The 15,373-nt window shown below is 53.2% G+C and carries 15 protein-coding genes; 6 read left to right on the forward strand and 9 right to left on the reverse strand.

The genetic code is table 11. From position 1 onward, the window contains the following. Positions 1-41: 41 nt before the first annotated feature. Complete coding sequence (locus tag VFA09_24035; GenBank protein HZU70362.1) at positions 42-572, reverse strand: DUF5666 domain-containing protein; 531 nt, start codon at positions 570-572, stop codon at positions 42-44. Positions 573-983: 411 nt separating this feature from the next. Next, entirely contained in the window at positions 984-2,258 is a 1,275-nt protein-coding gene (locus tag VFA09_24040) for a glycoside hydrolase family 3 N-terminal domain-containing protein (GenBank protein ID HZU70363.1), read from the reverse strand. Positions 2,259-2,549: 291 nt separating this feature from the next. On the opposite strand from VFA09_24040, the gene VFA09_24045 reads away from it, so the two are divergent. Together VFA09_24045 and VFA09_24050 are read left to right on the forward strand one after the other, a co-directional pair. Next, the gene (locus VFA09_24045; protein ID HZU70364.1) at positions 2,550-4,019 is read left to right on the forward strand and encodes an MDR family MFS transporter; all 1,470 of its coding nucleotides are present in this window, start codon (positions 2,550-2,552) and stop codon (positions 4,017-4,019) included. A gap of 155 nt (positions 4,020-4,174) precedes the next feature. Beyond that, the gene (locus tag VFA09_24050) at positions 4,175-5,911 is read left to right on the forward strand and encodes a serine hydrolase (GenBank protein ID HZU70365.1); all 1,737 of its coding nucleotides are present in this window, start codon (positions 4,175-4,177) and stop codon (positions 5,909-5,911) included. 59 nt (positions 5,912-5,970) lie between these two features. Here VFA09_24050 and VFA09_24055 read toward each other — a convergent pair whose 3' ends face one another. Beyond that, a complete protein-coding gene (locus tag VFA09_24055; GenBank protein HZU70366.1) occupies positions 5,971-6,705 on the reverse strand; it encodes a sugar phosphate isomerase/epimerase in 735 nt (244 codons plus the stop codon). 160 nt (positions 6,706-6,865) lie between these two features. On the opposite strand from VFA09_24055, the gene VFA09_24060 reads away from it, so the two are divergent. The 3 genes from VFA09_24060 to VFA09_24070 all read left to right on the forward strand — a co-directional run bounded on the left by VFA09_24060 (position 6,866) and on the right by VFA09_24070 (position 8,802). Beyond that, positions 6,866-7,978, forward strand: a complete 1,113-nt coding sequence (locus tag VFA09_24060) for a Gfo/Idh/MocA family oxidoreductase (GenBank protein ID HZU70367.1) — start codon at positions 6,866-6,868, stop codon at positions 7,976-7,978. A gap of 136 nt (positions 7,979-8,114) precedes the next feature. Beyond that, positions 8,115-8,465, forward strand: coding sequence for a DUF971 domain-containing protein (locus tag VFA09_24065; GenBank protein ID HZU70368.1), 351 nt, complete (start codon positions 8,115-8,117; stop codon positions 8,463-8,465). A 196-nt stretch (positions 8,466-8,661) separates the two neighbouring features. Further along, complete coding sequence (locus VFA09_24070) at positions 8,662-8,802, forward strand: hypothetical protein (protein HZU70369.1); 141 nt, start codon at positions 8,662-8,664, stop codon at positions 8,800-8,802. Here VFA09_24070 and VFA09_24075 read toward each other — a convergent pair. Next, positions 8,799-9,644 (reverse strand): VOC family protein, encoded by an 846-nt coding sequence (locus VFA09_24075; protein HZU70370.1) that lies wholly within the window; start codon positions 9,642-9,644, stop codon positions 8,799-8,801. The two genes, VFA09_24070 and VFA09_24075, sit on opposite strands and share 4 nt — an antisense overlap. 157 nt (positions 9,645-9,801) lie before the next feature. Between VFA09_24075 and VFA09_24080 the strand changes: the two genes are divergently transcribed. After that, on the forward strand, positions 9,802-10,398 hold the full coding sequence (locus VFA09_24080) for an NAD(P)H-dependent oxidoreductase (GenBank protein HZU70371.1): 597 nt from the start codon (positions 9,802-9,804) through the stop codon (positions 10,396-10,398). 8 nt (positions 10,399-10,406) lie between these two features. Here the strand turns inward: VFA09_24080 and VFA09_24085 are convergent, their stop codons facing one another. The 5 genes from VFA09_24085 to nth all read right to left on the reverse strand — a co-directional run bounded on the left by VFA09_24085 (position 10,407) and on the right by nth (position 15,239). After that, positions 10,407-11,252, reverse strand: a complete 846-nt coding sequence (locus VFA09_24085; GenBank protein ID HZU70372.1) for an oxygenase MpaB family protein — start codon at positions 11,250-11,252, stop codon at positions 10,407-10,409. A gap of 8 nt (positions 11,253-11,260) precedes the next feature. Beyond that, positions 11,261-12,100: an SDR family oxidoreductase gene (locus tag VFA09_24090; GenBank protein ID HZU70373.1), complete on the reverse strand. Its 840-nt coding sequence runs from the start codon at positions 12,098-12,100 to the stop codon at positions 11,261-11,263. A gap of 376 nt (positions 12,101-12,476) precedes the next feature. Then, positions 12,477-13,058 (reverse strand): hypothetical protein, encoded by a 582-nt coding sequence (locus tag VFA09_24095; protein HZU70374.1) that lies wholly within the window; start codon positions 13,056-13,058, stop codon positions 12,477-12,479. A gap of 373 nt (positions 13,059-13,431) precedes the next feature. Continuing rightward, on the reverse strand, positions 13,432-14,496 hold the full coding sequence (locus VFA09_24100) for a GntG family PLP-dependent aldolase (GenBank protein HZU70375.1): 1,065 nt from the start codon (positions 14,494-14,496) through the stop codon (positions 13,432-13,434). A 23-nt stretch (positions 14,497-14,519) separates the two neighbouring features. Further along, positions 14,520-15,239: an endonuclease III gene (gene nth / locus VFA09_24105; protein ID HZU70376.1), complete on the reverse strand. Its 720-nt coding sequence runs from the start codon at positions 15,237-15,239 to the stop codon at positions 14,520-14,522. Positions 15,240-15,373: the final 134 nt, after the last annotated feature.

A 15,373-nucleotide genomic window follows, 5' to 3' on the forward strand; every position in this document is an offset into this window, starting at 1 on the left:
AGTTCACGTTGATCGGATTACCGGTATGTGGCACCAGCCTATTAATGGATGTCGATGCTTGTGGCAGTGATGCTTCCATCGCTGTTGTGCGTTCCCATGACGCTAATCTGGGAGCCAGCTTTGATAGCGCTCGCGCTGACAGTTTTGCCAGCCTGTGTGTACTGGGTACTGGCTGTCGTGTGGATCGTGACGGAACTGCCACTTGCCGTTTTAGCCACGATCGTATTGCCGTTCACGCTCGATACAGTCAGTTGCTCGCACTGACCCTGCCCGCCTGCTCCCGGTCCGGCAAACAACGACTGAGGGCCATTGTTAGCCCCTGGTATGGTAATCTGCGCCTGGGAATTGGCGAAGTTACCCTGGGATGCGGACAGCGTCTGAGTGCTGTTAGAGCTTCCCTGGGAGAGCGCATTGGCAGTACTCGTGCCATGAAGCGTGCCCAGTATCGTACCGGCTGCCAGGGCAAGCATGAAAGCAAACGCCAGCCCGCCAATCAGGAGCCAGTTACGACCGCGATGCTGTACGTCCGGTTGGCTCAGGTGTGGCGAGCTCCACTGCTCATGGTCTTCCATAAATTTTCCTCCTTTCCCTAGAAATGGACTGGTGCAGCGAGAGATTTCGCCGCACTCTGAGTGTAGGCTGCTAGCATGTGAAATATATTGGATAATTATGTGATTTTTCTCATCATTTCGGGCCAGGTAGAGTTCTTTGAAGAACATTCATCCTTCTCTCTTCATAGCTCCAGGTTTCTGAACGCGCTGTAAGAATCTTCATGAAAGGGTGGATGTAGGTAGACTGGAGGGATTCGTGTAGTTGATCGTGATTTGTGAAGCGCTATAGGGCAGCGTATTCATGTTGCCGAATATGATAGCGACTGTACAACGCGAAGAAAAGAATACACAACAGCATCAACAGGCCGAAGGGATTGTATTGGCAACTCTGGCAGGTGCAAAATGCTGTCCTGGCAGCCCAGGCATAATACATCATGGCAATTTGATCAGTCCCATCTGCACTTTGAGGGCGATAATGCGATGCAGTGATTGCAGTAAGCGTTCGTGCGAGATGCGCCCCGATTGAACAGCAGCGGTAACGGCGGCGACAACCGCGGCCAGGCGATCAGGCTCAATAGGGCATTCTACGATGTCGTTCCCCGCCAGAATAGCCCGCACGCTTGCCTCGGCAATCCCCTGGGCCGGGTCGCTATATCCCTGCTGCTGCATGAACTGGATCAGGCCCTGGGCGTCCATTGCATCGGTGACGACGACTCCTTGATATCCCAGTTGACCACGCAACACCTGGTTCACCAGTATGGGCGAGAGCGAGGCTGGTTCCTGTGCATCATAGGCCGGAACGATGACGTGGGTCACCATAATCATTCCAGGATGGTGCGACAGCAGGTTGCGGAACGAGGCGAAGTCGATGTTGTTGAGTTCAGACTGGGAATGGGTAATCGTCGGCAATCCATAATCCGGATTGGCCGGCGCGGAGCCGATCCCGGGCCAGTGCTTCAACGTCCCCTCGACGCCATGCTGCTGCAAGCCATCGAGAAATGCCCCGGCATAGGTCGTTACCTGGCCGACCGTCGTGCCGAACATGCGGCTCTCGCTGATGGCGCCACCTTGATAAATGTCTGCCAAAGGCGCGAAATCGGTGTTGATGCCGGCGGCGAGCAGGCGGGCGGCGTCAAGCTGCGCCTGCGCATATGCCTGCTGAGAATTGCCGCTGGCTGCCAGCACCTGTGGTGAAGGCGTTGGACCGTAATAGGGGGAGAGGCGATCAACAATTCCCCCTTCCTCATCTGTGGCGATGATCAGCGGCTGGTTGGCGTGCGATTGAACGTCGTGTACCAGTTGAGTGAACCCGCTCAAGGTTGTCGGCATAAGTGGGCCACCATTGTAGGCGTTGAAGATGATGGCGTTAGCGATATCCCATTGTTGCAAGGGTTGGTTCAGAGCGCTCGTATAGCCATTCGTATAAACTGCCAGCATGAGCAACTGGCCAATCTGCTGCGTCTGAGTCAGGTGATTGATATACATGTCGATGCGCTGGCTTAGTGATGCTGTAGCAGTAGGGCTGGCCATCATGGTAGGAGTGGAGCCGGGTGTAGCAGTAGGGGTGGGTGTGGCCGTATGAGGGGTGATTGTAACCGTGCCTGGCGTGCCTGCGCTGGTTTGACCACAGGAAGCCGAAAGTACCAGAATGGCTAACAGGGCGAGAACGGGCAAAAGCCGCCCATAAAAATTGCGTATATATTCCATAGTTTTTACTCAGTTCTATATAAGGCCGCGAGTCACCTGCCTGCGCTTCTCTCCACACAAAGTCTGATTGAGCGCATAAAGCTTGTCGCCAGTGTGAGCAACATTGCAGTGCCGCATATACTATAGAAAACGTTGCATATGATCAGAAAGTCATCAACAATTCAGAGCGGCAAAAGCATATGTGCATGCTGCTGAGAACGTTCGAACTGCTCTCATTGATATATATCGACCAGGCGGGTAAAATGTGATGACTCGTTAAAAAATCCCTTTCGCAACATCGGAGCCTGGTACATGCAGCGTTTTAACATCAGTCAGAAAGTCAGTGTCAGTATTATTTTTGTCGCCGCCATGTTCATGAGCATCATGGACTCGACCATCGTCAATGTCGCTCTTCCCTCATTAAGCCGTGATTTTCACGCGCCGGGCACTTCAATCGATGCCGTCGTTGTGGGGTATCTTGTCAGTCTCGCCATTATTATCCCCGCTTCGGGCTGGTTAGGTGATCGCCTGGGCACGAAGCGTATTTTCTTGACTGCGCTGGCACTCTTTACCGTGTCGTCAGCGCTCTGCGGGTTGGCAACGAGCCTGCCGATGCTCGTCGGGTTTCGCCTCTTACAAGGTATGGGAGGAGGCGCGATGACGCCGGTGGGAACCGCAATCCTGTACCGCACATTCCCGCCGGAGGAACGCGTTCAAGTATCGCGCATCCTCAATATTCCGACGGTATTTGCGCCGGCCACTGGCCCGGTTCTTGGTGGCCTGCTGATCGTGAACTTCTCGTGGCGCTGGGTTTTCTATGTCAATGTCCCTATCGGTATTCTGGCGTTTCTCTTCGGCATCCTCTTCTTGCAGGAGTATCGAGGGCAAGATACCAAATCTTTCGACCTGTACGGCTTCCTGCTGGCGGGCATAGGTCTCGCTCTGTTCATGTATGCCTTAAGTGAAGGGCCGAATTATAGCTGGACATCGCCGGCCATTATGGGAACCGGGATCATAGGGCTGATCTGTTTGATAATCTTTATCCCGCTTGAACTGCGCTCAACACATCCGATACTGGACCTACGCCTGTTTCGCAATCGAGCATTCCGTACCTGCAACCTGGTTTCGCTCTTCTCTACGGCAGGTTTTCTTGGCCTGCTCTTTGCGGCCCCTCTGTTCCTCCAACAAGGTCGTGGCGTTTCCGCGCTTACCTCCGGGCTGACGACATTTCCAGAAGCGGTAGGTGTCCTCATCTCTACCCAGATCGTGACGCGCCTCTATCCTGACGTTGGACCGCGCCGGCTTATCGCAATCGGCCTCACCGGTGTGGCCATTGTTATGGGGCTTATGAGTCTGATCGGACAGGATACGACTCTCTGGCTGATGCGCGCGTTAATATTCCTGACGGGAGCGGGCATGGCTTTCTCATTCACATCTGTGCAGGCTGCCGCTTTCGCGACCATCTCAACATCAGAAACCGGCCAGGCCTCGGCGCTCTTCAATGCACAGCGACAGATTGGCGCCTCACTCGGTGTTGCCCTCCTCAGCACTGTAATTAGCGTCGTGGGCATAACGCAGCTCAGTGCGAGTGGTACAATTGTACCCAACCTTACATCGTATCATGCGGCGTTCATTGCCGCGGCCATGCTTGCATTCATCGGTGCCTGTATAGGGCTGACTGTGCATGATAGCGATGCCGCGGCCACCATGCGACGCAGGGTTCGGCGTTCCGAGAAAGAGCGTATTGCTGAACCGGTATCAAGTACAGTGCAGGCCGATTGATTTCAGTTGCGCTGATTTCTAACTTCCCTGGATGGTATTTGTTGACAACAATAGCAAAAGGCGGACTATGATACCATCAGGAAGCGCGGCTTAGCAGAGAAAGCTGGCAAGAAAAATAAAATGGAAATATATACATGCAGAAGGAAAAATGACTCATGCAGGCACAAGAATCTTCAGAAGGTATGACGCGATTACAGGGATTTGAGGAATTTGTAGGCACTATCATGCAGGATTGGAAGGTGCCAGGGTTGGCTATTTCTATCATCAAAGATGGTGAAATTATTTTCTCAAATGGCTTCGGCAAACGAGATGTGGATGGCGGACTCGAAGTAACGCCGCAAACGCTCTTTCCTATCGCATCCTGTAGCAAGGCCTTTACAACGACCGCGATGGCAATGCTGGCGGATGAAGGAAAGCTGGATTGGGATACGCCGGTAAAGCATTATCTGCCGTCGTTCAAACTCTACGATTTGTTTGCCACCGAACACATGACGCCTCGTGACCTCGTGACGCATCGCTCCGGCCTGCCGCGTCACGATCTGATGTGGTATAACTCCTCTGCCACCCGGCAAGAGCTGTTCGAGCGCCTGCAATACCTTGAGCCGAGTAAGGATTTGCGAGCTGTCTTACAGTACCAGAACCTGATGTATATGGTGGCGGGCTACCTGGTCGGGCAGCTTTCCGGGCAAAGCTGGGAAGAATTCGTACAGCAGCGCATCTTTGACCGCCTGAAGATGAACAGCAGCCTGTTCTCGACAGATGCGGCGCAGGAGACGTCCGATTTCTCTTTCCCCTATAAAGAGGAGAAGGATGAGGTCAAGAAAATTCCGTTTTACGAGGGCCAATGGTCGATTGCTCCTGCCGGTGGGATCATATCCAACGTGGCAGATTTGAGCAAATGGATACTGCTCCAGCTGAACAAGGGCAAGCACGAAGGCGCACAGGTTGTTTCTGAAAATCAGGTCGTCCAGATGCACATGCCGCAAATGGTGGCGCCCGTGACTTTCCCATTTGCCGAAGTACCAATATCCAGCTATGGCCTTGGCTGGTTTGTCGAACCGTACAGGGGACACATGATGGCCGAACATGGTGGCAATATCGACGGCTTCAGTTCGCTTGTTACCCTGCTGCCTGATCAGAACATCGGGGTGGTCGTGCTCACCAACCTGAATCAAAATCCTGTACCCCTCATTCTCACCTACAACATCTGTGATCGCCTGTTGGGATTGGATGAAGTGCCATGGAGCGATCGCTTGAAGAAATTCTGGACGGACATCAAAGAGGCCCAGGAAAAGGGGAAAGAGAAAACCGAGGCCGACCGGGTTCCCAACACACGTCCATCCCATTCGCTCGATGCCTACACCGGCGAGTACGAGCATCCTGGCTACGGCATCTTCGCGGTCGAATTGGAAGGCGACCGGTTGCTAGGGACATTCAATTCGATGACCTTCCCACTCAAGCACTACCACTATGACACCTTCGAGCTGTTTCTCGAAAAGTTCGATGTGCATATGAAAGTCTCTTTCTTTACTAATGTCAGGGGCGATATCGACACTCTGAGCGCGCCGCTCGAAGAAACCGTGAAAGATATCGTCTTCCACCGCCTGCCGCCCAAAGATATGACCGGCAAACACTTCCTCGAACGCTTTGTTGGTGAATACGAGGTAATGGGTTTGACGATGACGATTGCCCTCAAGGGAGAGCATTCGCTGATGGTATCTCTTCCCATGCAGCCCGAGTTCGAACTGGTTGCCTACAAGGGCAACACCTTCCACGTCAAGGGACTCTCCGGCTACAGCATCGAATTCAAGCTCGATGAAACAGGTAAGGTGACCGGGGCAATTGTAGAGCAACCGTTTGGTGTAGCAACTGCTACCAGGAAAGCGGAATAGCATAGGACCAGGCGCGACTTTCCGGTGGCATGTCGTCGAAAAGTCGCGCCTGTCCCAGGCTATTTGAAATATTGCAGCGATATCCTCGCGCTCTCCAGTGAAGGAATTTGGGGATGGTCGTTTTCGACAATGCCCCATAGGCCGCGAGCCTGCGCAAACTCCCACATGCTTCGCATATCAAGAATGCCCTTGCCAACCTCGGTCATAGAACGGTCAGCTGCCATATCCTTGAAGTGGATGAGGGCGATACGGTCGGCATGGGCTTGCAGAAATGCAACGGGATCGACTCCAGCATAGGCAACCCAGTACACATCCAGTTCGATCTTGACCAGCGCGGGGTCTGTAGCCTGAAGTAGATAATCAAAGAGATAGCCGCCATTCACAGGACTAAATTCAAAGTCATGGTTATGATAGCCGAAGATAATTCCATATGCCTGGCAGCGCTGCCCGATGGCGTTCAGGCGGGGAGCCAGCGCCCGCATGCCCTCCGGTGTGCGCTGCTCGTTCGGCAGCCAGGGCAGCACAATGATGGGGCACCCAATGTCCAGGCAATAGCGAATCGAGGCCTCAAGCCGCGATTCTTGCAATGCATCTAACCCAAGATGCGTCGCGACCGGGTACAATGCGGTCTCTTTCAATAACGCCGACATTTCTTGCGCCGTCAGATTCCCATACCCGGCAAATTCGACGCCTGGATATCCAATCTGTGCCACGCGCCGCAACGTCCCGGTGAAATCACGTGCTGTCTCGTCGCGCACGGTATAGAGTTCTAAAGCAACTTTCAGATTGTTCATTTTACAGCTCCTTGTGGTTGCTCTCCATGGGATTTGCCTTTCCTCATCACTATAACATATACATGCTTTTGGTAACATGCTGTGCCATAATAATAGGCAAGGGTGCTAAGGCAATCGTTTTTACTCTCAATATATCTGGAAGGAACGACTCATCCCGCGTATGAATAGAAAAATCTCCATCGGCATTATCGGATGTGGCAATATCAGTTCGGTGTACCTTGCAGCGCCGCGCCTGTTTGATAATTTGCGGGTTGTCGCCTGCGCGGATATTGATATGCAACGGGCACGCAGTCAGGCAGAGAAATATGGCGTTCCCAGGGCCTGTACCGTTGCCGAGTTACTGGCAGACCCGGACGTCGAAATCGTTATCAATCTGACTGTTCCAAACGCGCATGCTGAAGTCGCCCTGCAAGCAATTGCGGCAGGAAAACCAGTCTACGGCGAAAAACCACTGGCGACTCGGCGCGCGGATGGAAGGGCCATTTTAGAGTCGGCACATGCGAGAAATTTGCGTGTCGGCAATGCTCCCGATACATTTCTCGGCGCCGGCTTCCAGACCTGCATCAAGCTGATCAACGATGGTATAATCGGAACGCCGGTAGCCGCAACTGCTTTCAAGCTGAATCACGGCATGGAACACTGGCATCCCGACCCGCATTTCTTCTATCAACCTGGCGCCGGACCTATGTTCGATATTGGCCCTTATTATCTCACAGCTCTGATTGCCATGATGGGACCCGTGCAGCGCGTAACTGCCGCTATGCAGACAACCTTTGCTGAGCGCACTGTTACCAGCGAGCCGAAGTATGGGACAAAAATTCCCGTTACTACCCCTACGCATATTGCGGGCATCATGGAGTTTGCCGGCGGCGCTATTGGCACGATACTCACCACTTTCGATGTCTGGTATTCAAAACTGCCCTTTATCGAAATTTATGGAACCGAGGGTACGCTCAGCACGCCCGATCCCAACCGCTTCGATGGCCCGGTCTTTATTCGCCTGGCAAAAGACGAGCAATGGCGAGAAGTCCCTCTCACGCATAACTATACGGGCAATGCGCGCGGCCTGGGTATCGCCGATATGGCACACGCTATGCGCACCGGTCGTCCTCATCGCGCCGACGGAGAAATGGCCTACCATGTTCTGGATATCATCGAGTCCTTTATGGAATCCGCGAACGAGGGAAGGCATATTACGCTCAGCAGTACTTGTTCGCAGCCTGAACCTTTGAAGCCGGGGCCGTTACCATGGGAAGAGGAACAGGCTGATTGAATGGGTGCTATTCATATAGACATGGCAACTAGAACAACATATAATGAGGTTGTCAGCATGAATAGGGGCTTCTGTCCAGGCTCTTTGTGCGAACTTATGCAACCAATAGAATATGAATTGAATATAGAGGGACATCATGAACCAGTATAACCATCCCGTACCTGTATCATTTTTGCTTGATGAGGAAAACCGGCGACTTATTCTTACCTGGAGCGATGAACACGAAAGCATTCATGGCTGGGAAGCGCTGCGCTGGGCCTGTCCTTGCGCCTGGTGCGCGGGCGAAGGCGGACAGCCCGGCATGTTGCAGAACAAGCAGAGCCTCACGAGCGAAGAAACGACTTTGGTAAACATCGAGCCGGTAGGACGTTATGGCCTGACGCCTGTATGGGAAGATGGGCATAAGACGGGCATCTATACCTATGAAAAGCTACGTGCCAGTTGCGAATGTGATGAGTGCCGCGCGGGTAGGAGATTCAGGCAATAAGTTAACAAACGTTACATTTCTCGTTATATGAGATGTAGGTCAACAATAGACAAATTTTCTGGATACCGGAGCAGGTGTCCAGGATTTCATCGCATAGTGTATTTGCCCTTGACGTTTTTGGTTTTGGCAGCTATACTACACCAACCAGAGGCGGCGGGGGCCGGATCACTTTTAGCCCGTATAGGGGATTGAAAGAATGAATGGAATCAGTTCACCGGTTCAATCTCGCCGCCGCGGCATCGTCATATCTGGCCTGGCGCTGCGCATTCTGATCGCCTTTATCATTAGCTGGATTATCGTGCTGGCATTCTTTATCTCCGGGGCCGTTTCGCGTTAATCTTCCTGCTTGAGTTCTTCTTGCTCCAGCGCCTGCTCTTCTTCAAAGCGGACGCCATATCTACCGCTCAGGTAATCATACATGTGGTCGGTGAAATGATTGGGGTTAATGAACCCGCGATATTCCGGCTTGATTTCGGAGAGTTGAATCATCAGGTTCGTCTCTCCATTGCGATAGTGGCAATACAGTGACCAGCGCTCGTTGCGCTCCAGCAGGGTGAAATCGGAAGAGATGGAGCCGGAACCATTGCCCACCCGTTCGCGGCGCAATTGCGCGTGATGTGCCAGGTGATGATAGGCCGCATCCAGGTTGTCCACCACAAAACCGATATGGTGCCAGCGACTCGGCAGTCCATCCGAAAGTGGCGCTTTCTCCGTTCCAAACAGGAATAACGCCGTATTGCCGGTTGTCAGCACGGTCTGGTGCCGGTCATCGCGCACAATCGTCATCCCCAGCACCTCGCTGAAAAAAGCCTTCGCGTCTTCTCGATCCGCCATTGTCATCGCGAGGTGGTCGAACCCAAAGTTCGTCCACGTTCTCTGGCCGGCCTCTGCGGTCGCCTTGCTCAATGGGATAGCCTCGATGTGGAACGTGTTCGTCTTGAAATGGGCAACGCTCTCGCCAATGAACATATCTGGAAAGACCTCATCTCCATCCGGCGTGCTGATGCGAATGCGATGTCCGACCAGCAGGCCCGGCGGCAATGCATGTTCAAGCGCCTCGTGATAGATCTCCTGCGGATTGACCTCTACCGGATACGGCTGGTCGTTCACCACCAGCGTCAGGTGTATCTTCTGTTGCTTTGGAGAGGTTTCATGGGTTGATTGTGTCTGGTTGGTCATGTGTAACTCTATCCTTTCATTGTAGTGTCAACACCTTCTATTATATGATGTAGGTGCTTCATCATTGCCAGGCTGGTACGTGGTAAGCAAGGCGGGCGACCGTAGAGTGCGGATTCATCCAGCACGTGGTGCGCCCTTACTACATATTGGAGTAGATATGACGACACTCATTCTTGGACTGGGAGGTAGCTTGCGGCCAGGTTCGGTCACGACCCTTGCGCTGCGCATCGCTTTAGCAGGAGCGGAAGCGGCAGGAGCATCTACAGAGTTGCTCGACCTGGCAACCTTGCCTCTTCCTCTGTTCAATGGTACATATTCACTCGAAGCATATACCTCTGAGGGCCGCGATGCCATCCTGACCTTGCTGAATGCTGTACGCAGGGCGCAGGGTTTTATATTCGCCTCGCCGACTTACCATAACACAATCAGCGGTTCTCTGAAAAATGCGCTCGATTACCTGGAACTATTGAAGGATGATACTCCCCCGCGGCTGGAGGGAAAAGTTGTAGGTTTGATGTCCGTGCAGCTTGGTGTTTCCGGCACCGGAAATCACACCATAACCACCATGCTGCTGGCGGCACGTGCCATGCGGGCATGGGTAGCGCCGACAATGGTGGCAGTACCGGACAGCCGGCAGATGTTTAACGAAGAAGGCCAGCCCTACGATCCAACACTGGCGGTGCGCCTGCATACATTGGGGGCAGAGGTGGCACGTGCCAGCGAGATGTTTGCTGCTCACTGGCGAACCTCGTGATACGAAGGTTAAGCCGATTGACTCATGGTTCGTTCGATGATTCGCCGGGTGACCGGTAGTACACGCATAGACATAGGCAGGTGTGGGATAACAGTGCGCATTCCCCACGTGGATACATCAAAGGCTCTCTGCCGTATATCGCTCCACTCCATGTCATAGATATCGCGTAATGGTTGGGGTAGCAGAGCGCAGGTCAATTGAAAGTTCAGGTGTATCAACGGGCGAAAGACCGGGGGCAGAGGTGGAAAGAGTACCTGTTGAGCGATCCGCCGGGCCTGAGGTGTGGCGGCCAGGCGGTTGCTATGCACCATGTCGTCAACGTATTGTTTCAGATCGTTAACTGTCCTGGGCATATCGCGGGGTTGAAGGCCCAGCAGGTGCGCTACCCTTTTCGATTCCTGGTAATACCGGTCCTGCTCTTCGTAAGAAAGTGGGCCGATGAAGAGCCTGTAGGTCAGCAATACCGTATCGACCAGCGTAGCATGTACCCAGAGCAGCAGTTCTGGATTGCGCGCATCATAGCGACTGCCGCTGCTATATGCTCCGACGTCGAGCGGCAGGGTACCATGCACATGACGATGCAAGCGATTGATGGTTTGCGCGGCCCGGCGCGTCCTTACCGTTGAACCGAAGGTAAGATATTGGCCCAGCGTGAATGTGCGCTCGGTGCGGCCAAAAGGATCAGACATGTAGCTGCTATGCGCGTAGACTCCCATCGCAATCATCGGATGAGCTATCTGCATCAAGACCGCGCGCGCGCCACCCAGTAATACGACCGTTTCGCTGCCGATTCTCCAGGTCGCACTGCCTGGACCGTAGTAGCCATAATCCTTCTTGTTCGCCGGATATTCCATGTTTCTGCTCAGTCCTGGTTTGATGATAACCGTGCTATGCGCTCGTAGAATGATGCGCCCATAAGTTGTTCTGCCTTATCGGGGTCTTCTTTATAGAGCTGCAAGCCGAGCGAGGTTGCTTGTGTGGGAGCCAGTGTCAGGTCTGGACGGCCATCCGCGACCGCCTGAAGAATCTCGGAGGCCACCTGGTCCGGGGTCAGCAGGACTTGAACGCCCATAATCTGCGCCACCTCTCCTTCTTTTTGTACCATCGGTGTATCTACCCAATCGGGGTAGACCGTCGTGATACCCAGGCCGCTATTGTACCATTCGGCCCGCAGCGCTGAGGCGAAACCACGTACCGCCCATTTACTTGCGCAATAGCCCGAGAGGAAAGGCACGCCAAGTTTACCCGCGACCGAGCTGAGGAAGACAAAATGCCCGGCTCCTTGCTGGCGCATATAAGGCAGCGCTGCATGCGTGCAAATATAGGTTCCCATGAAATTGATATTCATCAGGGTCTGCATTTGACTCACTGAAAACGAGTCAATCGGACCACCCGCGCCGATACCGGCTGAAGTCACGACCAGGTCAATGCGTCCAAAATTCGTGGAGGTCTGTCGCATCAGCTCCTCCACCTGCTCCTCGTTTGTTACATCGGTCACCATTGTCAGTATTCCACCTGCCCTGGTAGTGGCCGGTTGCTGTTGACGTAACTGCTCTTCCGCCTGTTGCAGGCCCTGGCTATTTATATCCGCCAGCACGACATGCGCGCCCTTGCTTCGCAATGCTTTTGCCGTCGCGAACCCAATGCCGCTGGCCCCACCCGTGATTACTGCCACTGCGCCCTCGAAGTTCGTCAATGCCATTACGATATACTCCTCTCGGTTAAGTCTGGGGTCATAAAATCTTCTCGAAAAGAATCTTACCCCGCTCTAAGAATGGTGTCAAATGAGCGAGACCCGCGGCAGAGCTATTTAAAAGTCGAGAGACCGAGCTTGATTTTGTCGGAGTCCCTTGTAAAGTTGACCGCACTTGACTCGACTTTTAAATAGCCCTGGACCCGCGGAATTGGCACTCTAGAACAAGAGAGCGATACTCCCTGGCATAAGAAAAGGGACGAGTACCTGGATACGTCGTCCCTTTTCTTATGCGCCCTGGCAATGTCATTCTGAGCGCAGCGAAGAATCTGAAAGGACGATGACCTGGCCAGGCCGTCGTCCCTTTCCTTATGCCGGAGAGTAACTACTGCTGTTGAGGCGGCATCTGTTGTGGATACTGCGCTTCGGGCAGATCATATTGCTCCTTTGGCTGTCCGTGTTGTGGGTATTGATGTTGCTGGCCTCCTTCCAGGTATGTTCCTTGAGCCGGAGGTGGCTGCATCGGCTGGTATCCCTGCTGGTAGGATTGATAGGGTGCCTGCTCCTGCTGGTAAGGTTGCTGGTAGGGTTGTTGATAAGGCTGCTGGCCAGGCCGGGTCGCGGCAAAAAGCCCCATTCCAAGCAATCCTGCTAGAATCGGTGCGGCCAGCGAACCCAGGATGGCGGAAATTCCTGCCCCCACGACAAACCAGATCCACGAACCGGTAATGAAGAATAATGCTAGAATAATCATCCACAAAAAGCCATATAAGCTACCATAAACAGCTCTTGGGTTAAGCGAACCAATCGAACCAATCAGAATACTGAATGCCAGGCCAATGAACAGGAAAGCCAGAAATCCGTTGCCACCAAACGTGTTCTGAAAGAAGAAACCAAGCGCAAGAAAAATGAGAAAAATGCCGCCTGCCGCCCCGCTTAGGGGCCCACGGTAACGCCTGTAATACATAACGCTATCCCTCCTGATTATAAAGAGATGGACTTCATGCAATAAGCATGGATGAGACAATCGTTTCTAATTCTATTGTAAACGATTGTCTCACATAAAAGCATGTATCTAAAGACATATTCCTGTCATGTAATCGAATATGACCTGCTAGCTCCAAAGTCACGCCTCTTGCAAGTTATTCTCATGTTCCAATTAGCTGGCCTCGCTATCCAGCACGAAGCGTAACAATGTTTCTCTTTTTGTATACGCGGCAGCCGGAGGATGGTTGATGTAGAGATGGGTTACAGCGCGCCGAATTGCCTCGCTTTGACGGCAGCCAGGGAAGCGAGTTGGGCATTATCTCGAGCCAGACGTCCGTCCGGCAGTAGAACCCTTACAATCGTAAATCGATCAGCGCCTTTCGGATGCCGGTTAAAGCCTCACTGATGTGCTCGGCTTCCAGACCGTAATGAGTCACGGCCCGTATCCTACCCTCGCCGATGTGGCCCATCAGCACGCCGTGTTCCTTCGCTTTTGCCACAAATTGTTCTGTCTCCTCCTCAGTCAGAGGCTCCTGCTCATTACGACGAACCGAGAAGATTACCATATTTGTCACCACGCGTTCCGCATCGACGGCAATCTGGGGATATTCGGCCAGGCCGTATGCCAGCTGCTTGCAATGTGCATGATCCTCGGCCAGCCGGTCTACCATCTGCTCCAGCGCCACAATACCCGTTGCCGCGATGATACCAGCCTGCCTCATGCCACCACCCATCAGCTTGCGCATACGGTGTGCGCGGCGTATGAAGTCTCGACTGCCAACTACCATAGAACCCACGGGCGCGCTCAGTCCTTTCGAGAGGCAAAACATGACCGAATCGACCGTGCGCACAAGTGTGCTAACGGGTATTCCAAGTGCGATGGCGGCATTGAAAACACGCGCGCCGTCCATATGAACCGCGACACCTCGCGCGTGCGCCAGGCCGGTCAGCGCCTCAACCTCGGCGACATCTAGCACAGTTCCACCGCAACGATTATGGGTATTTTCGATACACAGAAGGGCGGTAGCCGCTGTATGCTCATCGCTGCCGTCAGATATGCCAATACGAATTTGATGCAAATCTAGCATGCCGTTTTTGTCGGTCGCCACAACATGCCGGGGTGAGCCGCCAATTGTTGACGCGCCGCCCAATTCATGGTGATAAATATGCGATTGATCGCCAACGATAAACGCTTCGCCTCTAGCTGTATGGGCCATTACCGCCGCCGTATTGCCCATCGTACCGCTCGGCACGAGCAATGCGGCTTCTTTACCCAGGCGCTCCGCCGCCATTTCTTGCAGGCGATTCACTGTAGGGTCTTCTCCATATACGTCATCTCCCAACTCGGCGCGGTACATCGCCTCACGCATGGCCGGGGTCGGCAAAGTCACTGTATCGCTACGTAGATCAATCATCATAAAGGCCTCCTTACTTTCTTTTATCATAAAGCCGTTTCTTGAACGTTCACGCTTCCCACATAGGCGCACTCACTATAAAGCGGGCACACATTGCACGCGGGTCGTTGTGCATGGCAGATTTGCCGCCCATGCCGGATCAGGTTGACATGCAAAGGATAAACCCACTCAGGAGGGGTCATTTTTCCAATGATGATATGTGCCTGCTCCGCATTCACTTTTGGCCCGATGAGTCCGAGCCTGCGTGAAACCCTGAATACGTGCGTGTCAATTGGTATAACCGGGCGGTTGAGGTTAAACATGAGTACGCACGCTGCGGTTTTGGGTCCGACACCAGGAATGCTGCGCAAATATGACCATGCTTCTTCTGAAGTCCGCTTCGTCAATTCATCGAAGAGGAATTCGGCAAGCGATTTTGCGCCGCCCTGAGCCTGCTGTCTTTCAGTTAACGTTAATAGAGCATCTTGAATACGCGGCGCTTTAATGTTAGCTAATCCTCCTGAGCGAATGGCCTCCGCTACTGCCTCTGTTGGGGCATCGCGTACCTCCTCCCAGGTAGGAAACGTAGTGACGAGCTGTTGATAGGCTCGTTCTGAATTGATATCGGAGGTGTGCTGCGAAAGAATAGTACCGATCAGGCCGCCGAGCGGATCATAATCCGGTTCGTTTTTCGGTTCGCCATAGGTAGCGATTAGCAATTCATAGACGCGAGCTAAGTGAATCGTCGGAGTAATTGATGCTGGCATTCCTTTTCCTTATCACGTGGTTGATGATATGCTACTATTCTATTGTTGCCCTCTTCCAGATGCAAGAGGCGTCCTCTGAAATTATGTAGGTAATTTTACTGAGTTGTAGTTCGATATTGCTCGGTAGAATAAGC

Source organism: Ktedonobacteraceae bacterium, from assembly GCA_035653615.1.
Lineage (GTDB): Bacteria > Chloroflexota > Ktedonobacteria > Ktedonobacterales > Ktedonobacteraceae > DASRBN01.